We start from the raw sequence: 23,622 nt of genomic DNA on the forward strand, positions 1-23,622 counted from the left end.
TTATATCGGTTTTATTAAAATAATACTAAATTAATAAAATCTGCTTCGATAAATAATCTTTATTCTTTATAATAATATTTTCATACTGCCAAAAAACCACACCCTGCTGTGCAAGGATTTTAATTTCCTTATTAATCGTTTGCCGTGAAGATGACAGCAGGTCAGCTAAATCATGCTGTGAAATTTTTAAGCGGATTTCTGTCCCAAGCGCATGCGCTTCGCCATACTGCATCGACAAATCCAGCAGTATTTTGCAAACTTTTTGATGTAAATTGGCCACTTGCAAGAACTTCACCTGCTGAATTAAATAGTGCATGCGCAGGCTTAAGATATCCAGCACATCCTGCTTCAAAGCATTGCTATGACTGATTTCTTCAATAAAAACAGCTTTGGGAATCTGCAAAATGCGCACTTGATTAAAAGCATAATAATCATAGTCAATCGCTTGCGAGTTCAGGCAAGGCAGCAAATTAATCAAATGCTTTTCCGAATAATAACTAAAGGCGTGAAAACGGCCCGACGGGCTTAAATATCCAATTTGGATAATTCCATCGAGCAAAATATACAGTGCATCACTGCTATTTTCTTGACTTAAAATTAAATCATTTTTTTGATATTTTTTAATATTAGAATTTTCTAGAATAGATTGAATTTTATAATCCGATATATTTTTAAATACCCTCTTTAAAACCTCATAAACTTCACGCTTATAAAATGTAGATAAATCTGCATGCGCTGCCATGATTAATCCATCCTATTATTTTAATCTTTTGATGAGAGAAAAATATACTAGATGGATTAATCGGCACTGGCGAATCATTTATTCTTCCAACTTTAGCGTTTTATATGCAAAGTTTGCGAATAAAACAGCATTTCTTATGAAGCTTTTTCATATATGCCCTGCTCGCTGTTATAGCGGAAATTTGCAGGGTCTTCTTTCACTTCCTTACGCAAGACTTTGCTTGGCAGCCCATCTGCGCCAACAGGAATATCACCTTCCAGCGTGACACGGCGCACAACGCGGTGCTGGTCGCCGTAGTCATTAATGGCCCGATGCTGTGTCGCGCGGTTATCCCAGATGGCAACATCACCTGCATCCCAGCGCCAGCTGACAATATTTTCCAGCTTTTCGACATACGCCTGAAACAGCGCATACAAACTGCGCGATTCTGCCTGACTGTAGCCGACAAAGTTTTTGAAGAAGCTGCCTAACAGCAGCGATTTCTCGCCTGTTTCCGGGTGTACGCGCACCAGCGGATGCTCTGTTTCATATTCTGTAGAGTTAAAGTAGTTTTTATATTTCGCCAAAACTTCTGGCGGAATGCTGGCCTTGGCCGCATAGTCATAATTGTTGCTGTGCACCGTGCGCAGGCTGTCCGCTAAAGTTTGCAGCTGCTCAGGCAGATCTGCATAAGCCGCTGCGGTATTGGCCCAAACCGTATTGCCGCCCACTTCTGGCGCCACCACGCTGCGTAAAATTGAGGCTTTAGGATAGGCATCAATAAAGCTAATGTCAGTATGCCATGCATCTGCACGCGCTCCGCGTGAATCAATTTCCAAAATATGCGCTGAGCCATCTTTCACAGGAACAGTCGGATGATTCAGCGGCGTGCCTAAGCGGGCGGCAAATGCCTCTTGCGCCACATCATCTAAATGCTGCTGGCCTTTAAAAAAGATCGCTTTGTGCTTCAGCAAAGCCTGATTGATCTCTTGCACCACTTCGTCCGCTAAGTCTGCAGACAGCTGAACGCCTTGAATTTCTGCGCCAATGCGGCCGCCGATCGGGCGGACTTGAATATGCTGATATTGCTGTGACATGAAAATTTCCTCTTTAAAATTGTTATAGGACACTGGGCCTGTGAAATCATCATGCCGAATTGGCTGAGGCAAATCTGTCAATAAATTGACATTTCTATACTGCATTTCTGCTATATAAAAACTAAAAAATGCTTTACCCCCGTAAAAAAGCCCGCAATCTGCGGGCTGTTCTGCTGCATTGTCTTTATTTGCCTTGGCCCAGCTTGGTCGCCATGGCGGTAATTTTCTGATAGCCCGTCGGCAGGATGCGCTGGATTAAATCCAGCGCTTTAGCATCATTGCCGATCAGCAGGCGGCGCTTGTCCTTCTGCACAGCCTCTAAAATCTGGCGGGCGGCTTCTTCAGGCGGGCAGCGCAGCAGCTTATTGAAGGTTTGCGCCGACTTTTCCGGATTCATGCCTAAACTGCGCAGGCTGTCATTCATTTTTGCCGCATTGGCAATATTGGTGCGGATGCCGCCCGGATGCACACACAGCGCGCTGACACCGCTGTTTTCCATATCCAGCTCCTGGCGCAGCGACTCGGTAAAGCCGCGCACAGCAAATTTAGTGGCATTATAGGCCGACTGCGTCGGCTGCGCGGTCAGGCCAAAAAGGCTGGAGATATTAATGATATGGCCCTCGCCCGATTTCTTGATCAGCGGCAAAAACTCTTTGGTGCCGTACACCACGCCCCAAAAATTGATATCGACAATCCATTCCAGCTCTTCATAGCTGGCGCCTTCCACCGTAGAGCCCAAAGCCACGCCGGCATTATTGAAGATCATATTGACCGAACCATGATTCTGCACGGTGTCCTGCGCCCAGGCGCGGACCTCATCCAGCTTCGCGACATTGACTTTTTGGGTGGTGATACGCACATTGCTGTCTGTCAGCAGCGCCGCCGTTTGCGCCAGCCCCTGCTCATTTACATCACTTAAAGATAAATGGCAGCCTTGCTTTGCCAGCAGTACCGCCAGTTGCTGGCCAATCCCTGAACCTGCTCCCGTAATGGCAGCGACTTTATTTTTAAAATTTTTCATTCTGTTTCCTTTGCTTAAACGGTTCTGAGCTTAAAGCTTTTGCACTCTACCCAACGGGGCATCAGCTGCTTGTATTTGTGCAGCCTCGTCTCAGCTCATTGCTTCAATATAGGTTTGACAATACATATTGTCAATATCATCTTGGGACGCTCTGTTGCACTTGCGGATAAGGTGGATGGGCATAGGTGTTCGGCTGATTTATTGATAAGATATGACAATGATCCGTTTCAACTTAAAATGATGATGATGACAGAGCAGCCAGCGGCAGAAGAAAAGCAGCCCGCCAAAAACAGCAAGGAACGCCAATTCAAAGGCCTGTCACTGACAGAGCGCAAACAGCTGCGCCGCGAAAAACTGATTGAAGCCGGCATTGAAGCCTATGGCACGCACGGCTTTTTTTCAGTGACGGTCAAAGACATTTGCAATGAAGCCAAACTGACCGAACGCTATTTTTATGAATCCTTTAAAAAAAGCGAAAATCTTTTTCAAACCATATTCTTAAAGCTGATTGATGAACTGCAGCAGAATGTCATGCAGGCGATTATGCAAGCCTCTTCAGATCCGAAAAAAATGATTGAAGCCGGCCTCACAGCCCTGCTGACCACATTAAAAGACAATCCGCAAATGGCCCGCATCATTTACATTGATGCCATGCTGGTGCAGGAACTGCATAATCAAGCCACCATTCACGAAACCATGTCACGCTTTGACCGGATGATTCATGCCTTTGTCATGCTGATGATGCCGAATATTGGACGCTCAGAGCGGGAAATTTCGCTGGTGGCAACCGGGCTGAATGGCTATGTCACACAAATCGCCATCCGCTGGGTGATGAGCGGATTTAAGCAGTCGATGGATGAAATTCTATCGTCCTGCAGCATTGTGTTCCTCTCCCTGCTGCAGACTTTCTCTCAGCATGAGCCCTCAGTGAAAAAATAATGAAACTTATTTTACAGTGTTGAAAAAATCTTATTATTTTTAAAAAACATAAGCTTATTTTTAAATTGAACGGCTATTTTACGCAGATATTTGTCACAAAATCTTTCAAAAACGGGCTGCTCATACTTTTTTGCAATGATACTGTCATAATTAATCTTTGTAATAAGCCTGTCATAAATATAAAACGGTCCACCGTTTACATGAAATAGGGTATTGCGCTGTGAAAGATGACTACATTTTGATTGTCGACGACGAACTCCCGATCCGGGAAATGATCCATACCTCTTTAGATATGGCGGGCTTTCAATGCCAGCAAGCCGAAGATGCCAAACAGGCGCATCAGATGATTGTCGACCAGCGCCCTGCTCTCGTCCTGCTGGACTGGATGATGCCTGGCGGCGTCAGCGGCGTCGATTTATGCCGCCGCTTGAAGCGCGACGAGAACTTATCTGAGATCCCCGTCATCATGCTGACCGCCCGCGGCGAAGAAGACCATAAAGTGCAAGGCCTGGATGCCGGCGCAGATGACTACATGACCAAACCGTTTTCGACCCGCGAGCTGGTCTCACGCATTAAGGCGGTATTGCGCCGTTCAAATGCCTTGGGCGGCGAGAAAACCATTGATGCCAATGGCTTGATTTTAGATCCGGTCAGCCAGCGCGTCAGCCATGGCGACAGTATTTTAGAAATGGGGCCGACCGAATACCGCCTGCTGGCTTTTTTCATGACCCATCCTGAACGCGCCTACACCCGCGCGCAATTGCTGGATCAAGTTTGGGGCGGAAACGTGTATATTGAAGACCGCACGATTGACGTGCATATCCGCCGCCTGCGCAAAGTTCTAGAGCCTTACGGCGCAGACCGCTATGTGCAGACCGTGCGCGGCACAGGCTACCGTTTTTCTACCCGCGCAGATGTTGCGCTTGGCTGATATCATTCAAGATCAAGCTTTTTTAGGTTAGCAGTATTTTATGTACGAACCCTACCCTGTCCCTGAGCTGGCGCGAGAGCATAAGAAGTTCCGCTACAGCAGCTTATGGACCTTTGCCAAGCAGGATTTGCGCCTGCTGGCTTTTCTGCTGATTATCGGCGGCTGCATTGGCCTTGGGACCGGGTATTTCTGGATTTGCATTTTTGCGGCCTTCAGCATCTTCTTTGCCCTGCAGCTGCGTTCGCTGTATTTAGTCAATGAATGGATTTCCAACCGCCCTTATGATGTGCCGCCGAATTTAGACGGCATCTGGGGCGCGCTGCTGTTCAATGTCTACCGCGCGCAGCGCCAGGAGCGCATTGTTCAGGCGGAAATGGTCGGCTTAATTGACCGCGCGCAGTCCTCACTGGTGGCGCTGGCCGAAGCCGTAGTCCTTATTGATGAAAGCCATCAAATTGAGTGGTGGAACCCGGCTGCGGAAAAGCTGCTGGGCATTCAAGCCGCCGACCGCGGGCGCAATATTTTGACTCTGCTGCGCCAGCCGAGCTTTATTGAGTATTTCAACAATATTGATCAGGCGCCCGATGGCCTGAAAATGAAATCGACAGGTTTTGATGAACATTATGTGCAAGTCAAAATGACCCGGTTTGGCGGCGAGAGCCGCCTGCTGGTCGCCTATGATGTGACCCGCATGCACAATCTGGAACAGATGCGCAAAGACTTTGTCGACAATATTTCTCATGAACTGCGCACGCCGCTCACGGTGCTCAGCGGCTATATCGAAACCTTTACCGATCAGGAAGATTTGAACCCGCGCTGGAAACGCGCTTTTGACCAGATGCAGTCACAGACACGGCGCATGAATGCTTTAGTGAATGACCTGCTGCTGCTGTCACGCTTAGAAAATGATAAAAAAATTGCCAAAAATCAAATTATTGATATGCCCAGCCTGATGAACCAGCTGTATGACGATGCGCATGCCTACAATGTCGATTATGGCCATGAGCTGAATTTAGACATTGACAGCCACTGCGATTTAATCGGTTCCGACACCGAACTGGCCAGCGCCTTCAGCAACCTGATTACCAATGCCATCAAATACACCCCCAAAGGCGGCACAGTGACCATAGGCTGGCATGACGACGGCGAGCAAGGCTATTTTACGGTTGAAGATACCGGCATCGGCATTGACCCGAAGCATCTGCCGCGCCTCACCGAGCGCTTTTACCGTGTCGACAGTGACCGCAGCCGGCAAACTGGCGGCACAGGCTTGGGCTTAGCGATTGTCAAACACGTGCTGATGCAGCATCAGGCGCATTTAGAAATTGAGTCGAAAGAAAACCGCGGCTCGATTTTCAAAGTGGTGTTTCCGAAAGAACGCCTGTATCACGTCAGCTGATCCGTCTGACTGTCAAATCAAAAACGATTAAAAAGCCTGCTGACTGAGCAGGCTTTTTTAATATCGGCGCGTGTGCGCGCTCAGTTCAGCGCCTGCTCTTTTTGCTGCGCGCGCTGAAAGGCTGGACGGCTGCTGATGCGCTGCAAGAAAGCCTGAATATGCGGATATCGCCCTTGCGTGCGCGACTGCAAGGCCTGCAGAGGAAAGCTCATCTGAATATCAGCAAAGCTGAATTGGCCGGCAAAATAATCATGCGCTGACAGATAATGTTCTAAAAAAGCAATATGGTCTTTTAAGCGCGCCTGCACAAAACCCGCTTTCACGCCATCACTGATTTTCTGCGCAATCGGCTTAATCAGCCAAGGGACATGCTTCGGCACATTGGACATCACCAGCTGCATCACCAGCAGCGGCATCAGTGACCCTTCCGCATAGTGCATCCAGTAGCGGTATTGCTGGCGGTCTATCGGTGTTTTCGGCGCAAACTGCCCTGATTCGTCAAACTGTTCCTGCAGATATTCTAAAATCACCGCAGATTCTGCAATGCTCTGATCATCATCGGTCAGCACAGGCGCTTTGCCCAAGGGATGCACGGCCAGCAGCTCCGGCGGGCCTGCAAAATTCGGAAGGCGTTTGTAGAACTGAATCTGATACTCCAGGCCTAATTCTTCCAGCGCCCATAAAATGCGGAATGAACGGGACTGTTCTAAGTGATGCAGTGTCAGCATGGTTTATCCTTATTATTTAACTGATCATGAATTGAATGAGATTAACGCAGCGCTGTAAAAAGCCGTGCTGTCCCGCACGGCTTAAGCGGATTAAACCAATTGAGTGTTAATTTCTAAACTGCGCAGCAGCGTTTTCGTGACTGGAGTTTTACTGCAAATATCCAGCACCTTATGCTGCAGCGCCTCATCTGGGGGGCTCTGAAAATGCACACGGCGTTCAATCCATTCCCTGCCCTCTTTATTGGTGCAGAAATCGGCTTCAACCTGAAATGCGCCCAAATCAATGCCCTTATGCTGCGCATACATGCGCAAGGTAATCATGGTGCAGGAAATCAGCCCTGAGCAGATCAAATCATAGGGCGCCAAGCCCTGATCCTGACCGCCGAAAGATTCCGGCTTGTCCGTAATCAGCTGATGCCTGCCGCTGCGGATTGCGCCTGACCACGGTTCAGGCAGGGTCTCTACTTTTGCATTTGCAATAACAGCCATTTTTTGTCCTTATTCATCTTGTATTATTGTGATGCCAGCGCACTTCATTTAGCCGTCAGGCGCCGCATGCGGCAGCGCCTGAACAATCCAGCCGGTTTACTTGGAGGCGCGCATCTTGTCAGGAAAAGCCGGCGCTTCTAAACGCGGCCCTTCATAGTCTGGAATATTGCCAAAGCGTTCATCATGGTTAATCCACTGATCGCGCGCTACATTCAACTCTTCCTGCGTCCGCCCCACAAAGTTCCACCACAGTAAAATAGGTGATTCAAACGGTTCACCGCCCAGCAGCAGGACCCGGCTATGGGCATGAATTTCAATGTCAACGCGCTCCAGCCCAGGCTCTAAAACCACCATATTGTCTTCGGTCAATTCATGGCCATTGATGGATGCCGTGCCTTCTAAAGCCATAAAGCCATATTCAAATTTCGGATTCAATCCAATGCGGGTGCGGGTGCTTTCCTGCGCCTGCAAATCTACGCCCAAAAGCTCAGTATGTACGGCAACCGGCGACTTGACCCCCATAAATTCGCCCACCAGCACAGTAAAATCAACACCATCCTGGCTGACCACAGGCAGTTCAGGGTAATGATCAAAACGCGGCGCCATATTGATTTTGTCATCCGGCAAAGCAATCCACAGCTGAGCGGCGTGCATATGCGTTTCGGTCTCCGGCGCCACTTCGGTATGTGAAATGCCGTAGCCGGCCGTCATCAAATTCACCTGATGCGGGCGGATCAGCTGTTTTGTGCCCAGGCTGTCGGTATGCATCATGGTGCCTTCAATCATCCACGTGAAGGTCTGCAGGCCAATATGCGGATGCGGGCCAACATCCAGCCCCTCTCCCTGCGGAAACACTGCAGGCCCGGCGTGATCCAGAAAGCACCATGCGCCAATCATGCGCTTATGGCGGCTGGGCAAAGCGCGCTTGATCACGGTTCCCTGTCCAATTTCAGCGCTGCGCAGCGGGAATTCCTGTACAAATTGATTGATATATTTTTCGCAATCGTCTGAAGATGACAGTTCTGTGTAATTGGTATTGGTCATATTGCTATCCTGAATCTGGCGAAGTCTTGCTGCAAACACGGTTGATGCTGAAAGAAATGTACAGCCGAAATGGCGTATAGCTGAATCACGGCATGGAATACATGCATCTTAGTCAATTCTGAGGGTGAAGCCCATGCATCCGGCAATACGGTGAATGCTATAAATAGGACAATAGCGGTTTTTATTCGGCCCAATGCCCTGCAGAGCTTTGCCTTTAATCTAGCATGCTGTTCCCGCCGCAGAAAGCGCGTAAAAGTGTCAGAATTTTAAATCAGTCGATATCTACACATTTTGTCATACTTTATGCGAAAAAATACCCAAATCTGGTGAGTTTATTTTTTAACCAATTTATCCATAATACATTCCTCTTCATTCCTGCTGTAATCAAAAGGATCAGCGCATGACTGCAGATTTGAGGATTGGTGAAAAAAGCCATTCCAGTATAACCGCACAGCACAAGCCTCAGCAGCATTTACTGAAGCCTTCGGAATGCAGCCTGAAAAACCGCAGCGCCATTGAACAGGCGCTGGCAAATCATAACGCGCCCATTCCAGCACATTTTCAGCAGGCCTTTTTAGATTTCCAGTACCAGCAGCAGCGCTTTTTCCTGCGCCGTATCAACTATATTGCCCAGCTGGTTTTTTTAATCTATTTTTTTGCAGATTATTTCATTATGCCGGATATGTATAACCTGTCGGCTTTTCTGCGGGTCGGCTGCGTCGCCGCATCACTGCTTGCCGGGTTCTATCTGTTCAAATATAAAAAAGATATTCTTCTGCTGGATCTGATCTTGCCGGTCAGCACCGCCTGCAGCATGGGGCTTTGGATCTTTTTGCTGCTGCAGTCCTCCAGCCCGTGGGTCAACTCTTATATTTACGCTTCAGTTATTTTTGTATTAATTGCAAATCTCTGCATACAGGTCCGTTTTAAACCCGCCCTTTACAGCACAATGTTCATCTCTATTTTTGCGCTCATCGGTGTGCAGCAGCTGATGCATGTGCAGGAAGCGATTGTATTTTTTCTCACCTTTTTCCCCATTCTTTTATTCAGCCTGTATATCAGCTGGAACAGCACTTTACATGGCCGCCGGAATTTCTTGCGTTCCCTGCTGGATGACTGGAATCTGCACAGTTTCAAAAACATGGCGCATACAGATGAACTGACGCAGTTATTTAACCGGCGCCAATTTGTGCATGTCGCTGAACGGCGCATTCATGAATGGCCAACGCCTGCCAGCACCTGCCTGCTGATGTTTGATGTGGATTATTTTAAAAAAATCAATGACAGCTACGGGCACGACATCGGTGACCGTGTTTTGCAGATCATCGCGGACACCACGCGCAAAGAAATGCGTCAAAAAGATGTCTTGGCGCGTTTTGGCGGTGAAGAATTTATTGCCCTGCTCGCAGAAACCAGCATTCAGGATGCATTGCTGATAGCCGACCGTATCCGTGAGCGCATCCAGAATGAATGCTTGCATTTAAAAGAAAGAAGCTTGAGCTTTACTGTCTCAATTGGCGTTGCAGAATTAAAATCGCATCGGCAGGATTTGGATGAACTGGTCAAACAGGCCGATCTTGCGCTCTATCAGGCCAAAGAAAATGGCCGGAACTGCGTTGTGCGTTACGAACCCGCCATGAGCGCCCGCTCAAAATTAACGCCAGCAAAAAATAAAAAGCCCTTGAATGCAATCCAGCTGCCTAATCCGTGCAAGGATCCTGCCTCACGCACCTGGTCCATTATGTAAATCTGTGTCAAACACAGGTTTGGCTTCACTTTCGGCAGCGCCAACCCGCATATGCAGTCATTTTAGGAACGCATTAAATAACGGATTGACCCTTTTTATTTTGCTGTTTTTAATTACAATGAAAGTGAGTTTTTATCCCCTGAGATTGAGTTTTTAATGCTGTCTGATCCGATTACTCCCCCATTTCTACAGCCTAAAGATTATAAATTTACATTTATAGATCTCTTTGCGGGTGTTGGCGGTTTCCGGATGGCCTTGCAGAACCTTGAGGGACGCTGTGAATTTTCCAGTGAGTTGAATAAACGCGCCCAGCAGACCTACTTGTGCAATTATGGTGAGTTGCCTGAAGGCGATATCACATTAGAAAGCACCAAAGCGGAAATTCCAGAAACATTTGATATTCTCTGCGGCGGTTTTCCCTGCCAAGCCTTTTCTATTGCCGGTCACCGCAAGGGCTTTCAAGAGACCCGAGGCACCTTATTTTTTGATGTGGCCAATATTGCCAAAAAGCATCGCCCCAAAGCGCTTTTTTTAGAAAATGTCAGAAATCTGATGACGCATGATCACGGCAATACCTTTCAGGTCATCTGCAATACGCTGGAAGAGCTGGGCTATACCGTCTTTCATCAAGTCTTAAACAGCATGACGCATGCCAATGTGCCGCAATACCGTCAGCGCATTTTTATTGTGGCCTTAGATCCTGTACAAGTGCCGAGATATCAAGAATTCAATTTCCCTGAAGAAATCCCTTTGACTGCCTCCATCCGCAGCTTGCTGGAAAAAGGCAAAGTGGATCAGAAATATTACTATGGGCCAAATCATAAATACTATGCGAAGATGGCGGAATCCGTAATCTCAATGGACAAAGTTTATCAATGGCGCCGGGTGTATGTGCGTGAAAATAAGCGCAATGTTTGCCCCACACTGACTGCGAACATGGGTTCTGGCGGGCATAATGTGCCGATCATTAAAGATGATTACGGTATTCGCAAATTAACCCCCAAAGAGTGTTTTGCTTTTCAGGGCTATCCTGTCGATCAAATGCATTTTCCTAAAAAAATGGCCAATTGCGCTTTATATACACAGGCAGGCAACTCGGTAACCATGCCGCTGGTTCAGCGCATTGGCGAACAGATTTTAAAAGTGCTGGACTTGAATGAAATGCCAAAGCAGAGAAAGGCGGGATAACGTTTAGAGTATAAAAAAGAGCGCCTAAGCGCTCTTTTTTATTGAATAATTAACAACCAAAAAGTATATTTAAGAAATCAATAAATATTTGAATATTAAAAATTAAGTTGGTATAAAATGAAAATTAAGCGTATATCAAAAATTGATAATTTTGGAATTTTTAAAAATTTTGATTGGGGTCAAAATTTAAGTCTTGGAAACAATCAAACCTATGACTTTAAAGATATCAACATCTTTTATGGACGTAACTACTCAGGCAAAACTAGCCTTTCTAAAATTATTAGATCTTTAGAAAAACAAGGTATTCCAGCTAAATACGATAACCCTAATTTTCAGATTGAACTCTTAGATAACTCTATCATTTCTCAAAATAATTTATATGCATTCACTCATCCAATTCATGTTTATAATTCAGATTTCGTTAAAGAAAATCTAAAATTCATCCATGATGAAAATGCAAATATTGAGTCTTTCTCAGTAACTTTGGGTGGTGACAATCAGCTGATAATAGATCGAATTCAAGAATTGAAAGATGAATTAGGTTCAAATGAAGACAGCACAAAATCTGGTCTTTATCTCGATATTCAGAATAAAGATAATGAAGTAAGGTGTGCTAACACGGATCATCAAAATAAAGTACGTGACTTAGATAAAAAATTATCAGATAAAGCAACTCGTGGCTCAGAATCTATAAAAGACAATCATGAACGTTTTGGTGAGATTCGCTATGATAAACGAAATTTAGAAGCGGACATTTCTAAAGTACTGAACAATAACTATCAACAACTAACCCGAACGCAAATAGAATTATTTGAAAGCATTATCCAACAGCGTGAGCTATCTGCTCCCCCTGAACTCTTACCTTATACTTTAAATTTCTCATCTCTCATAAATTCAACCTCGCAAATTTTAAAAACTGTTGTTGGTGGTTCTCAGAAAATTGAGGAGTTAGTCAAAGATAGTGAGCTTAATTTATGGGTACAGAAAGGCCAACACCTACATAAGGATCGATCTAGTTGCGCCTTTTGTACTAATAAAATTACTGAACAAAGACAAATAGAGTTAAGACAACATTTTGATCAAGAAACCCAGATACTTCAAAATCGCATTGCAGATGGTATAGAACAGATAAATAAATTATTAGAGAGCCAAAGTTTTAAAATAAGTTTTGATATAAATCATTACTACCAACAACATCATGTCCTTCTAACCGAGTTAAGGGCAAATCTTCATGCGAATATAGATCTACAAAAGAAATCGCTTGAACAAATTATAAAATTACTCGAACAAAAAAATAGACAACCATTTACTGAATTAAAAGCTGAATATCCAATTGACTATTCAGATCGTATTAAAGCTATTCTTGAACAAATTTCTTCTATCAGAGATGAGTGTATTCAATTAAATAGCAACTTAAATAATCAACAAAAAGAAGCTAAAATTGCATTGCGTTTAGACCACGTTTATAACTTTTTACAACTTATTAATTACAATCAATTAACCACAGATATCGCTCAGGCTTTCCAAGTCATAGCTCCTTTAGAAACTGCCCTAACTACACTAAAAACTCGAAAAGCTACAATTCTGTCAGACATTGAAATTAAGAAAGCTAAATTAAGCTCCGAAGAGGAAGCTTGTAAACGCATTAAAGATCTTCTAAATCATGAATTTGGACATCCCACTTTAAGTTTAGAACCAATTGAAGTTGATACTACTAACGGAAAGCAAATTAAATTTGAAATACAAAGAATTAAAGATACTAGTAAAACCAAAGCTCACAATTTAAGCGAGGGTGAATGTAGCTTAATTTCATTTTGTTATTTCTTAGCAAAAGTACAAGAATCTTTAAACAGCGGTGAAGAACCAATTATTTGGATAGATGACCCAATTTGTAGTTTAGATAGTAATCATATTTTCTTTGTGTATAGTTTAATTAATGAAAAAATTTGCTTACACGGCAAATTTTCGCAGTTATTTATTAGTACGCATAATCTAGATTTTCTTAAATATTTAAAAAGATTAAACATTCGAGTTATACAGAATGGACAAAATAAAGAATTACAAGTTTCTAAATATTTCATATCTAGAGATGAGAATTCTTCTAAAATATCTAAAATGCCAAAATACTTAAGTGAATATTCAACTGAATTTAATTATTTGTTCAAACAAATTCATACATGTGCAAGCACCAACATTCTCAGTGATGAAAATCATTCTGTTTTCTATAATTTTAGTAATAATGCTAGAAAATTTATAGAAATATACTCGTTCTTCAAATTTCCAACCTATTTCAAACACGATGATGAAAGATTAAAGACCTTTTGGAATGACGAAATTTATAGATTATTTATAGGAAGAGTAAATAATGAATACTCTCATTGTGCCGGTGTTTTAGAGCGTGGTATGTCTCTAATGGATGTACCTGAAATGCATAGAGTTGCTAAAGCAATTATTCAGAAGGTAAAAGAAGACATCCATCAATATGATGCTTTATTAGAAAGTATAGATATTTCAATTCAGAATGACTCACTTCATCCTAGTCATCAGTCACCATAAAAAAGAGCGCCGAAGCGCTCTTTTTTATTGAAAATTAGAGATTTTCATTTGAAAGCCCTAACTGGCGCAGGCATAGCCTTTGCCGTAATTTAGGCAAGAAGCTTCGCTTCTTGAAATCCCTAAATTATTCCCATTCAATCGTAGCTGGTGGTTTAGACGAAACGTCATAAACAACACGAGAAACGTCTGCAATTTCGTTCATGATGCGTGTAGAGATTTTGTCTACAAGATCATAAGGAAGGTGTGCAAAACGTGCAGTCATAAAGTCCACAGTTTCTACAGCACGAAGCGCGATTACCCATGCATAACGGCGGCCATCACCCACTACGCCAACAGATTTAACAGGTTGGAATACCGCAAATGCTTGCGCAGTTTTGTCATACCAGCCGCTTGCACGAAGTTCCTGCATAAAGATGTCATCTGCTAGACGTAAAATGTCCGCATATTCTTTTTTCACTTCACCCAAAATACGCACGCCCAAACCTGGACCTGGGAATGGATGACGGTAAAGCATTTCAAACGGCAAGCCTAAAGTTGTCCCTAAACGGCGAACTTCGTCTTTAAACAAGTCACGGATTGGCTCAACCAATTCAAACGCTAAATCTTCCGGTAAGCCGCCCACGTTATGGTGCGATTTAATCACGTGCGCTTTGCCGTTTTTAGTGGCAGCAGATTCAATTACGTCAGGGTAAATTGTGCCTTGCGCAAGGAAGTTCACGCCATCAAGCTTACGCGCTTCTTCAGCAAAAACTTCAATAAATTCACGGCCAATGATTTTACGTTTTTTCTCAGGATCAACTTCGCCCGCAAGCGCAGTTAAGAAACGGTTTTCAGCATCGGCACGGATCACACGGATACCCATGTTTTTCGCAAACATGTCCATCACTTGCTCGCCTTCGTTCAAACGAAGCAAGCCGTTGTCCACGAATACACATGTCAATTGATCGCCAATCGCGCGGTGCAAAAGCGCAGCCACGACAGATGAGTCCACACCGCCTGAAAGGCCTAACAGAACTTTTTGATCACCAATTTGCTCACGCAGCTGTTCTACGCGCAAATCAATAATGTTTTCAGAGTTCCAAAGGTTACGGCAGCCGCAGATGCCGTGAACGAAGTTAGACAGCAGCTCTGCGCCTTTTGCAGTGTGCGTTACTTCAGGGTGGAACTGAATCCCGTAAAAACGGCGGGCTTCATCAGAAACCATCGCATACGGACAGCTTGGCGTGCTTGCAGTAACCTGGAATCCTTCAGGAATACGCGTTACTTTGTCGCCATGGCTCATCCACACTTTTAACTGGTCTTTAGTATCTTCTAAATCGCCAATTAATTTGTCACGAACTTGAATATTGACTTCAGCATAGCCAAATTCATGCACTGTACCCGGCTCGACTTTGCCGCCCAGCTGCTCTGACATGGTTTGCAGGCCATAGCAAATGCCAAGAACAGGCACGCCTAAGCTGAATACAACTTCTGGCGCGCGCGGACTACCTTCTTCATGAACACTTTCTGGACCGCCTGAAAGGATGATCCCGTTTGGGTTAAATGCACGAATGTCTTCTTCAGACATATCAAATGCGTACATTTCTGAATAAACACCAGCTTCACGTACACGGCGTGCAATCAGCTGGCTATATTGAGAACCGAAATCCAAAATCAGGATGCGGTCTTCAGTAATTTGGGTATTGGTAGTCATGGCAAACAACTATGCAGGCAACGAATATAAGCGCGGTATTCTAGCATTTTTCCACGCAATGCGCACACTATTCGGACAGACCCCTAAATTGGCCGATTCCAGTGGCATTGACGGCGCACATTCCTCAAAAAAAGACACACATCGGCTGGCTTTCAACAGCAGGAAGCCGCTGAAAGCGGCTTCTTTATTTTACAGCTGGGCAAAAAAGCTCTCAATCTGCGGATTATTTTTCAATAGCCTGATCAATACTGAATTTTCCTGCGCCCTGCAGCATTAAGAACAGCAGGCCGCCGGTCATGGCAAAATTTTTCATAAAATTGATGCTGTCCTCTGCGCCGCCATGAAATAAAAATGCCGTGATAAGGCTAAACACTGCCAAGCCCAATGCCGCAAAGCGTGCCTGAAAACCAAACAGCAATGCCAAACCGCCGCCGAACTCTACCAGAATCGTTAAAGGCAGCATGGCGCCCGGCACCCCCATAGACTCCATATAACCGACTGTTGCACTGTAGGCCGTGATTTTCCCCCAACCGGCAACAAGAAAAATGTACGCCATAAGAATACGGGCAATCAGTGCAACAGCCGCATTGGCGGCGGGTTGATTGACAAGATTTTTAACAACAGTATTTGGATTAAACATGGTGACACCTTTTGAATTCTATTTTGAAGATGGGTCAATGGTACGTCGTTGCTTTTATCTAATAAATATAGATTATCAACACCCAGCGTTCCGTATTTAAAACAATGTGGAATGAAATTAATTACGTTTTAATACTGACTTTACAAGACTGTGCTGATAGCATTCCATTACATTTTTGCTTGTTTTTCACTCATGGAACTTATTGATTTTATATTACATGTAGATGACCACCTGCTGGAATTCATTGCCAATTACGGTGTCTGGATTTACGGCATTCTGTTCCTGATTATTTTTGTCGAAACAGGTTTAGTGGTGATGCCGTTTTTGCCGGGTGACAGCCTGCTTTTTGCCGCTGGCGCATTGGCTGCATCTACAGGGGCAATGGATCCTTGGATTTTATTTATCTTGCTGTTTCTCGCCGCAGTTTTAGGTGACACGCTGAATTATCATATCGGCAAGTACATCGGCCCTCGGGTATTTGAAATTGAATCCCGCTTTATCAATAAGCAGCATTTAATTGCGACACAAAACTTTTTTGCCAAGCATGGCGGTAAAACCATTATTTTTGCCCGCTTTATCCCTTTTGCCCGCACTTTTGCGCCTTTTGTGGCTGGCGCCGGCAGCATGAATTATAAATTTTTCCTGAGCTACAATGTCATTGGCGCGCTGTGCTGGACAGGTTCATTCATTCTGCTGGGCTATCTGTTCGGCAACATGCCTATTGTGAAAGACAACTTCACGCATTTAATTTTCGGCATTATCATTATCAGCGTCTTGCCGGGCATTATTGGCTTTATCCGCCAAAAAATGAAGAAAAACTGATTCTTCGGCGCCGCGGCCATCTGCGCTTTCCGCTCAAGAAAAAAAGCGGATCAGCACAGGCAGCATGCACAGCACCAGCATCATGGCCGATCCCTTATATAAAAGATCGGCTTTGATCTGCTTGGTATCGCCAGACAGAATTGCGCGCCCAAAAGACATCCAAAACAAGGCGCACGGCAGCAGCACCAGACTGAATACCGCAAAAACCAAGATAAAATTGGTGGAATTTCCCCATGTTTCCAGCGGCAAAATGCCGGCAGCGAACAGCAGCGCTTTCGGATTCTTAAGCGTTGAAAAAAACAGCTGGCGCGGACGGATAGACGTGAAACGCTGATTGTGCTTATGCAAGTCTGAAGACTTCCACAGACGGAAAGCCAGCCAAAACACATAGGCCATACTCAAAAAATGCAGAATATGAATTAAATTTGGCCAAATGGGCGCACTTAAATGAATCAATAAAGCCCAAAGATTAATGGCATAAAAATAGCCAAAAAATTCTGCAGGAATAAATAAGCTGGTTTTCGCGATGCCCTGTTGATGCGCTGAGCTTGCCAGCAATGCATTGGTCGGGCCTGGCGTCATCAGTACCGCAATCATTGCTAAAACAAAAAGCCAACTCTCAATCATAAAAACCCGGAACTATGCAAAAGTGGGCACACCTTAGCTGAAAATAATTTATAAAAACAAGTACAGATCAGGCTAAAAAAGAATTTTACGGCCGGCATCACAGGAAATAAATGCAGAATTGAGAGCACTGGAACAGTTTTGCACATAAAATCAATGTTAATTTTATTTTATATTTTTCAAATATTTAACATCAAAAAATCATCTTCCCCATAAGCACGGAGCAGATATTTGAAAATGCAGGGATACATCGACAAGTTTTATTACACTTTTCTCATGCTCAGCCTATTTTGCAGAAGCAGGCTGAGCATGAGGGTGCATGCATGAAATGCTATTATTGCGCAGCGGCTGTCCGTGGAATCATCGGACAGCCTTTAAATTTAGCGGCTTGAAGCACGGCTTCCTGTTCGCCCATCAAACGGGCAATTTCTGTCTTTTTGGTATTGGAAGACTGGCCCATATTGACCGAAACACTAGGGCCAATGCCCCAGCCGCCGTGATTGCTCCAGCCGCCGCCTAAACCGACACCTACTCCCATGCCTGTACGCTTGGCAGGCTGTACGCCATTATTCAAATATTCCTGAATGCGGTTATATTCGCTTTGCAATTGAAAACAATTCAGTGACTGGTACTGTGTCGGTGAAACATAGGTTGGCTTTACCGCCGTGGCGCATGCGCCCAACAGCAGTGAACTGGCGGCCAAAAGGCTTAACTTGAGAAGGCTGAATGTGCTTGCTTTCATAAATGTCTCGATCTTATTTTTGCTCAATTTCATTGAACAATGATTGATAGGCCTGCGTCAATTTATGATCTGCTGCCAAATGCACCAACGGCTGATTTTTATGATGCGATTCTTTCATCAAAACTGACGGCGGCAGCATATTTTCAAGCACCGGCAATCCTTCATCCTTCAGCTGCTGCACCACTTCACGCGGCAGCTTGGCCTGCGCCTGAAATTGATTCACCACAATGCCTTCGATTTCCAAACCGTCATTGTGGTCATCCTGCGTTTCAATCACATTTTCAATCAGTGTTTGCAGTGCGCGTTTTGAAAAAACATCACAATCAAACGGAATCAGTACCCGGTCGGAGGCAATCAATGCCGACAGCGTAAAAAAGTTAAACGCAGGCGGCGTGTCGATAAACACACGCTCATATTTTCCGCTCAGCTGCTGCAGCGCATCGCGCAGCTTATAAATTTTATGCTTAGACTCGAGCGCATAAGCCAAAGCGCCTAGGCTTGGGCTGGCAGGAATGACATCTAAATTCTTAAACGGCGATTGGTGCACATAACTGTCCAATCCTTTAGAACGGTTTTTTAAAATTGAACCAATGGCATTGCCCAGCAAGCCTTTGCTTTGCTGCGTGCCCAGCACTTCTTCAAAATAATTTTCAATATTGGGTTCCAATGCAGGCTTATCGGCCGAATACGTCGCGTCATCCCCCAGCAAATACTGGCTGGAATTGGCCTGCGGGTCCAAATCAATCACCAGCGTTTTTAAGCCCTGATGCGCGCTGATGGCCGCCAAATTTACTGTAATGCTGGATTTCCCCACACCGCCTTTTTGGTTAAACACCACTCGTGTACGCATAAAACCCCTCTATCTCATTATTATTTAAACTGTTCTCAGTCTACCTGAGAACAGTTTATGTGCAATTTATTATGTCTGACAATTTATGCATCCTAAAGCATCCCTGCCTGAAGATCAGCCAAAGTTCGGCTTAATCATGACCAAGCCAATAATGGCAAGCAAGGCCACAGCCGCCAAGAATAAGCCTGCGCGGCGCTGCTGCAGCTGTACAGTATCAGTTTTACGGTAGGCCTTGCTTAATGACGACAACATGACTAAAAACAGTACTACTTTGGCATAAAACCATGGCTGCACATCAAAGTTTTTCATCACTAATAGCGCAATACCTGTCGCTGCAATCAGCGTCATGGATAAATGCTGCAGCGCCACAAACAGCTTTCGGCCTGCTGGGTTCGGCTGATTGCCCTGCACCCCCTTAAACAGCGTAAAGGCCCGGATGAAAATGGCCAAAACAGCCAATGTAACCGCGGACATATGAATGATTTTAATCAGCAATTGAGTTTCCATATTCATTCAATGTCCGTTAAGGCTTTGGAGCGTGCGCGCAGTCAGGGCTGGAGGTATCCTGCCCTTTCCATTCTTCAGGCAAATAGGCGTGAATCGCCAGCGCATGAATACTGCCCGGGCCTAATAAATCGCCTGCCGCTGCGTAGACTTTTTGATGACGCTGCACCAAACGCAAGCCAGCAAAAGCCTCACTGACGATCACCGCTTTAAAATGTGATTCTTTGCCTGGGAAATAGCCGCCATGGCCTGCAGATTCATTCACCACGTCTAAATGGCTTGGCGATAACTGCTGTAAACGTTCGATGAGTTGCTGTTCCAAGCTCAAAGCTGCGCTCCAAAATTAAAAAAACTGCTTTCAGTATAGCGTGTTCTCACCGCCGGTTCCGCTGTCATGAGCAAATTTAACTCAGCAGAACACTGCCTGCAGCACCTAAAATCAAAGCGTTTTGTTTAAATATTTAGCAACCATCTTAAAATTGTTTTTATTTTATGCAATTGAACCAAGGTTTTGCATAAAGTTATTGACCTTGAAACTGCTTACTGTATTATACGTGGCTATGCGGGAATAGCTCAGTTGGTAGAGCATAACCTTGCCAAGGTTGGGGTCGGGAGTTCGAGTCTCCTTTCCCGCTCAAAATTTTTTCATTCGGTTTTTTATTTAAAAAATTGGATAGACTCCGCGGGAATAGCTCAGTTGGTAGAGCATAACCTTGCCAAGGTTGGGGTCGGGAGTTCGAGTCTCCTTTCCCGCTCCAAATTTTTTTCGATTCAGTTTTTTAGTAAAAAAACAGGATAGACTCCGCGGGAATAGCTCAGTTGGTAGAGCATAACCTTGCCAAGGTTGGGGTCGGGAGTTCGAGTCTCCTTTCCCGCTCCAAATTCAAAAAGCCCTGATCGAAAGATTGGGGCTTTTTTATTGTCTTTTTCTCAGCGATTGGCGTAGAACGAAATCTTTTACGATTTTATGAGCAGCCAGCAGCCAAATACCGCCTACGTCAGCTTAACATTGCCCTCCCCTGACTCTGCTCAAAAATACGTAAATCCCAATTGAAGTACTAAATTGAAATCACCTGATCTTTACGGCCACCTATCTTCTTAGCCACAGGCATGAAAAAAGCCCCAAACACATTGGAGCTTTTAATTTAAATCAATATCACATCACCAAAATTATTTGCGCCATACCAGCGGTGACTTGTTTTGTTCAGCTTCATGATCAGGCCCCAATGGAATGCCCGTGCGGTCACGAATAGCCAAGGTCGAAAGCAGTGCAACAGTCGCCATGAATGCTAAATAGTATGAAACCGCAACGGTTGAACCCGTCACACTTACAAGCCAAGTACCAATCATTGGCGCAAATGCCCCGCCTAAAATTGCACCCAGCGCATATGAAATTGAGATGCCTGAAAAACGAATTGAAGCAGGAAAAAGCTCAGCATAATAAGAAGACTGCACGCCATACGTTAAGCCAATGCCGCTTGCCAAGAAACATAAACCCAGCGCAAAAAGCTGGAAAATCCCTGTATTTACCAAGGGAAATAAAGCAAAAATACCGACAAGCTGCACAATCCAGCCCAAGACATAGGTCTTTTTACGCCCAATTTTGTCAGACAAGGCCCCTGAAATATAAGTGGTAATCAGCCAGCAGAAAGATGCCATCGTGACAGCAATCAATACTGGCGTACGCGCCATAGCTAAAGGGCCATCAGGATTTGTCGCATAGTTTTGAATAAATCCGCCCGTGGTCATATAACCGCTTGCACTGTTCCCTGCAAAGACCAAGGCCGCTAACAATACAACAAGGCTATGGTTTTTAAATAAATCGCGAATCGGTGTTTGAGATGCGCTTTTACGCTCTTTGATTTCTTCAAAAACAGGGCTTTCTTCAACCGTACGGCGAATCCAATGGCCAATGAACAGCAGCACGACGCTGAATAAAAATGGAATGCGCCATCCCCACTCTACAAAAGCATCTCCTGGAGCAATCACACCGGTCATCAGCGCAAACATGCCCGAAGCAAGGATCAAACCTAAGGGCACACCAATTTGCGGGAATGCGCCAAAACGGCCACGCTTATGCTTGGGTGCATGCTCGACCGCCATCAGTACAGCGCCGCCCCATTCACCACCAGCGGCAATCCCTTGAAAAATACGCAGCACCAGCAGCAAAATAGGCGCCATCACGCCAATACTGGCATAGGTTGGCAATAAGCCAATACATGTTGTGGCTAAACCCATCAATACCAATGTCGTGACTAAAACAATCCGGCGCCCATATTTATCCCCTAAATACCCTGCTAAAAAGGCGCCAAAAGGACGAAATAAAAAGCTGATGCCAACGGTGGCAAAGGCCAGCAATGTTCCTAAAGTATTGCCTGCCGGCGCAAAGAACAGGTCTTTAAAGATCAGGCCTGCCGCTGCCGCATAGATAAAAAAGTCATACCATTCAACCGTCGTTCCCACAATGGTGGCATAGGCGACTTTTCGCTCATCCCTGGTCATGCGGTCCTTGCCTGACACTGCTGCAGAAGTTAATTCCATCTCTATCTCCATATAATAGAATGTTTTTTGACTGCTTATTTGTTAATATATTAACTAAATGGTAAAAAAAATTTAAACCATTAATTTCGCATCATACTCAGTTGATTTAGTGATTAAAATTTCTTTGTATAGGTGACAAAAAAACGGTTTTCATCAAAATCATTGCCATATTTAGTGTCATATTTTGCAAATAAATATTGCAAACCCATACCTTTCAAATAATCATGCTGAAAATTATAGGCACCGATGAGATTCAGCTCTGATTCATTATTTTCAATACCATCCGCAAGTTTAATTTTTTCACCGTATGAGTATTTAACCAAGGCATTTAGGCCTGGCACATAATCTTTAAAATTATAACCATAGATGAAATGATACGTTTGTTCATTCTTTTTGAAAAACCCGGTGACATTCCAGTTCACAAAGTAAAGCTCTGGAATGTAGCCATCCAGCGCAGGGAATGCATCTCCCACTATTTTTTGCACGCCGGCAGCCACGGTATGATTTTTATATTTTACGGTTTCAATCACACCAATATTTTGGCTGTCAATAGCTGCAATTGAGCCGGTGTCTTGCACATTGAAATAACGCACTTTAGAATTGAGCTGGGTATCCGCATTCAAAGCATAGTTATGCTCTAAACCCACATAGTGTTTATTGAAAATATTTTCTAAATGCGCAAATGAATACGCTGCTTTCAGCTGATCATTCACGCGATATTTAAGATCGATATAGCTCATCCCATCTGACTGAATTTTATTGCCATTTTGGGTATAGGATAGCTTTCTGAACTGATCATCATTGCGTGCTGAATATTTGCTGAGCACACCCAGCTCAAGACTCAAATGATCATTGACGGTACTGCTTAGAGTTCCCCCCAAATACGTACCGACCAACTGGCGGCTCGCATCAATATTTGCAACCGGCGAGTCAGACCAAATCTCACCGACCTTCAGCACATTCTCTTTATATTTGAGTTTTACTGCGCCCCCAAATTTAGCATAGTCAGAGGCCTGCTTTTGGCTCTGCGCATCGAAAGGCAGCACCGAATCAGCGGCATGCTTATCATTGCTCAAACGCACTGCATATTGCACATTTGCATCCAGGCCAATTTGCAGCTGATCGATTGGCGTATCTTGAAATTTTGAATCATAAAATAATGAAATGGCTTGCGACCAACTGCCGGTATCTTTAACTGCATCATTATCAAAATCACGATCAATATATGCATTTTTCAAAAAAAGCTTCCAATGATCTTCTGCAAGCGCATTTTGAGAAAGCCCTATGCTTAATATCGCCAAGCTCAAAAGCTTGATTTTTTTTGATCTCATCATCATTTTCCATTT

Annotated in this window: 22 protein-coding genes and 3 tRNA genes; 10 read left to right on the plus strand and 15 right to left on the minus strand. The window is 44.5% G+C overall.

The window, feature by feature from the left end; all coding sequences use genetic code 11:
- Positions 1-25: 25 nt before the first annotated feature.
- The 3 genes from F941_RS13090 to F941_RS13100 form a co-directional block, all read right to left on the minus strand.
- Positions 26-742: a Crp/Fnr family transcriptional regulator gene (locus tag F941_RS13090; RefSeq protein ID WP_005012145.1), complete on the minus strand. Its 717-nt coding sequence runs from the start codon at positions 740-742 to the stop codon at positions 26-28.
- Positions 743-876: 134 nt separating this feature from the next.
- Positions 877-1,818, minus strand: coding sequence for a TauD/TfdA dioxygenase family protein (locus F941_RS13095; RefSeq protein WP_228128354.1), 942 nt, complete (start codon positions 1,816-1,818; stop codon positions 877-879).
- A gap of 184 nt (positions 1,819-2,002) precedes the next feature.
- Complete coding sequence (locus F941_RS13100; RefSeq protein ID WP_005012149.1) at positions 2,003-2,839, minus strand: SDR family NAD(P)-dependent oxidoreductase; 837 nt, start codon at positions 2,837-2,839, stop codon at positions 2,003-2,005.
- A gap of 246 nt (positions 2,840-3,085) precedes the next feature.
- Here F941_RS13100 and F941_RS13105 point away from each other — a divergent pair, with 246 nt between their 5' ends.
- From F941_RS13105 to phoR, 3 genes are all read left to right on the plus strand, one after another.
- Entirely contained in the window at positions 3,086-3,778 is a 693-nt protein-coding gene (locus F941_RS13105; RefSeq protein ID WP_026253477.1) for a TetR/AcrR family transcriptional regulator, read from the plus strand.
- 220 nt (positions 3,779-3,998) lie between these two features.
- Positions 3,999-4,709, plus strand: coding sequence for a phosphate regulon transcriptional regulator PhoB (phoB, locus tag F941_RS13110; protein ID WP_005012153.1), 711 nt, complete (start codon positions 3,999-4,001; stop codon positions 4,707-4,709).
- A gap of 40 nt (positions 4,710-4,749) precedes the next feature.
- A complete protein-coding gene (gene phoR / locus F941_RS13115) occupies positions 4,750-6,108 on the plus strand; it encodes a phosphate regulon sensor histidine kinase PhoR (RefSeq protein WP_005012154.1) in 1,359 nt (452 codons plus the stop codon).
- Between the two features lie 80 nt (positions 6,109-6,188).
- Here phoR and F941_RS13120 read toward each other — a convergent pair whose 3' ends face one another.
- The 3 genes from F941_RS13120 to F941_RS13130 all read right to left on the minus strand — a co-directional run bounded on the left by F941_RS13120 (position 6,189) and on the right by F941_RS13130 (position 8,369).
- Complete coding sequence (locus F941_RS13120) at positions 6,189-6,836, minus strand: glutathione S-transferase family protein (protein WP_005012155.1); 648 nt, start codon at positions 6,834-6,836, stop codon at positions 6,189-6,191.
- 90 nt (positions 6,837-6,926) lie between these two features.
- On the minus strand, positions 6,927-7,325 hold the full coding sequence (locus tag F941_RS13125) for an OsmC family protein (protein ID WP_005012156.1): 399 nt from the start codon (positions 7,323-7,325) through the stop codon (positions 6,927-6,929).
- 96 nt (positions 7,326-7,421) lie between these two features.
- Entirely contained in the window at positions 7,422-8,369 is a 948-nt protein-coding gene (locus F941_RS13130; protein ID WP_005012157.1) for a pirin family protein, read from the minus strand.
- A 400-nt stretch (positions 8,370-8,769) separates the two neighbouring features.
- Here F941_RS13130 and F941_RS13140 point away from each other — a divergent pair, with 400 nt between their 5' ends.
- From F941_RS13140 to F941_RS13150, 3 genes are all read left to right on the plus strand, one after another.
- Positions 8,770-10,116: a GGDEF domain-containing protein gene (locus F941_RS13140; RefSeq protein ID WP_005012159.1), complete on the plus strand. Its 1,347-nt coding sequence runs from the start codon at positions 8,770-8,772 to the stop codon at positions 10,114-10,116.
- 156 nt (positions 10,117-10,272) lie between these two features.
- On the plus strand, positions 10,273-11,304 hold the full coding sequence (gene dcm, locus F941_RS13145) for a DNA (cytosine-5-)-methyltransferase (RefSeq protein ID WP_005012161.1): 1,032 nt from the start codon (positions 10,273-10,275) through the stop codon (positions 11,302-11,304).
- 117 nt (positions 11,305-11,421) lie between these two features.
- Positions 11,422-13,860: an AAA family ATPase gene (locus F941_RS13150; RefSeq protein ID WP_005012165.1), complete on the plus strand. Its 2,439-nt coding sequence runs from the start codon at positions 11,422-11,424 to the stop codon at positions 13,858-13,860.
- A gap of 124 nt (positions 13,861-13,984) precedes the next feature.
- On the opposite strand, the gene guaA is transcribed toward F941_RS13150, so the two are convergent.
- A complete protein-coding gene (gene guaA / locus F941_RS13155) occupies positions 13,985-15,553 on the minus strand; it encodes a glutamine-hydrolyzing GMP synthase (protein ID WP_005012168.1) in 1,569 nt (522 codons plus the stop codon).
- Positions 15,554-15,776: 223 nt separating this feature from the next.
- The gene (locus F941_RS13165) at positions 15,777-16,193 is read right to left on the minus strand and encodes a DoxX family protein (RefSeq protein WP_005012170.1); all 417 of its coding nucleotides are present in this window, start codon (positions 16,191-16,193) and stop codon (positions 15,777-15,779) included.
- A gap of 192 nt (positions 16,194-16,385) precedes the next feature.
- Here F941_RS13165 and F941_RS13170 point away from each other — a divergent pair, with 192 nt between their 5' ends.
- Positions 16,386-17,015, plus strand: a complete 630-nt coding sequence (locus F941_RS13170) for a DedA family protein (protein WP_005012171.1) — start codon at positions 16,386-16,388, stop codon at positions 17,013-17,015.
- 33 nt (positions 17,016-17,048) lie between these two features.
- Here the strand turns inward: F941_RS13170 and F941_RS13175 are convergent, their stop codons facing one another.
- The 5 genes from F941_RS13175 to F941_RS13195 form a co-directional block, all read right to left on the minus strand.
- On the minus strand, positions 17,049-17,642 hold the full coding sequence (locus F941_RS13175; protein ID WP_005012172.1) for a LysE family translocator: 594 nt from the start codon (positions 17,640-17,642) through the stop codon (positions 17,049-17,051).
- A 331-nt stretch (positions 17,643-17,973) separates the two neighbouring features.
- On the minus strand, positions 17,974-18,381 hold the full coding sequence (locus F941_RS13180) for a hypothetical protein (protein WP_005012173.1): 408 nt from the start codon (positions 18,379-18,381) through the stop codon (positions 17,974-17,976).
- Positions 18,382-18,394: 13 nt separating this feature from the next.
- On the minus strand, positions 18,395-19,231 hold the full coding sequence (locus F941_RS13185; protein ID WP_005012175.1) for a ParA family protein: 837 nt from the start codon (positions 19,229-19,231) through the stop codon (positions 18,395-18,397).
- Positions 19,232-19,345: 114 nt separating this feature from the next.
- Positions 19,346-19,738, minus strand: a complete 393-nt coding sequence (locus tag F941_RS13190; RefSeq protein WP_026253476.1) for a SirB2 family protein — start codon at positions 19,736-19,738, stop codon at positions 19,346-19,348.
- Positions 19,739-19,754: 16 nt separating this feature from the next.
- Positions 19,755-20,063: a BolA family protein gene (locus F941_RS13195; RefSeq protein WP_005012178.1), complete on the minus strand. Its 309-nt coding sequence runs from the start codon at positions 20,061-20,063 to the stop codon at positions 19,755-19,757.
- Between the two features lie 234 nt (positions 20,064-20,297).
- Between F941_RS13195 and F941_RS13200 the strand changes: the two genes are divergently transcribed.
- From F941_RS13200 to F941_RS13210, 3 genes are all read left to right on the plus strand, one after another.
- Positions 20,298-20,370 (plus strand) — tRNA-Gly (locus tag F941_RS13200).
- A gap of 47 nt (positions 20,371-20,417) precedes the next feature.
- Positions 20,418-20,493 (plus strand) — tRNA-Gly (locus F941_RS13205).
- A gap of 46 nt (positions 20,494-20,539) precedes the next feature.
- Positions 20,540-20,615: transfer RNA gene (locus tag F941_RS13210), tRNA-Gly, on the plus strand.
- Positions 20,616-20,905: 290 nt separating this feature from the next.
- Here F941_RS13210 and F941_RS13215 read toward each other — a convergent pair.
- Together F941_RS13215 and F941_RS13220 are read right to left on the minus strand one after the other, a co-directional pair.
- Positions 20,906-22,276, minus strand: a complete 1,371-nt coding sequence (locus F941_RS13215; RefSeq protein ID WP_005012180.1) for an MFS transporter — start codon at positions 22,274-22,276, stop codon at positions 20,906-20,908.
- A 113-nt stretch (positions 22,277-22,389) separates the two neighbouring features.
- Positions 22,390-23,613: an OprD family outer membrane porin gene (locus F941_RS13220; RefSeq protein ID WP_005012181.1), complete on the minus strand. Its 1,224-nt coding sequence runs from the start codon at positions 23,611-23,613 to the stop codon at positions 22,390-22,392.
- Positions 23,614-23,622: the final 9 nt, after the last annotated feature.

Origin of the sequence: Acinetobacter bouvetii DSM 14964 = CIP 107468 (assembly GCF_000368865.1) — a bacterium.
Lineage (GTDB): Bacteria > Pseudomonadota > Gammaproteobacteria > Pseudomonadales > Moraxellaceae > Acinetobacter > Acinetobacter bouvetii.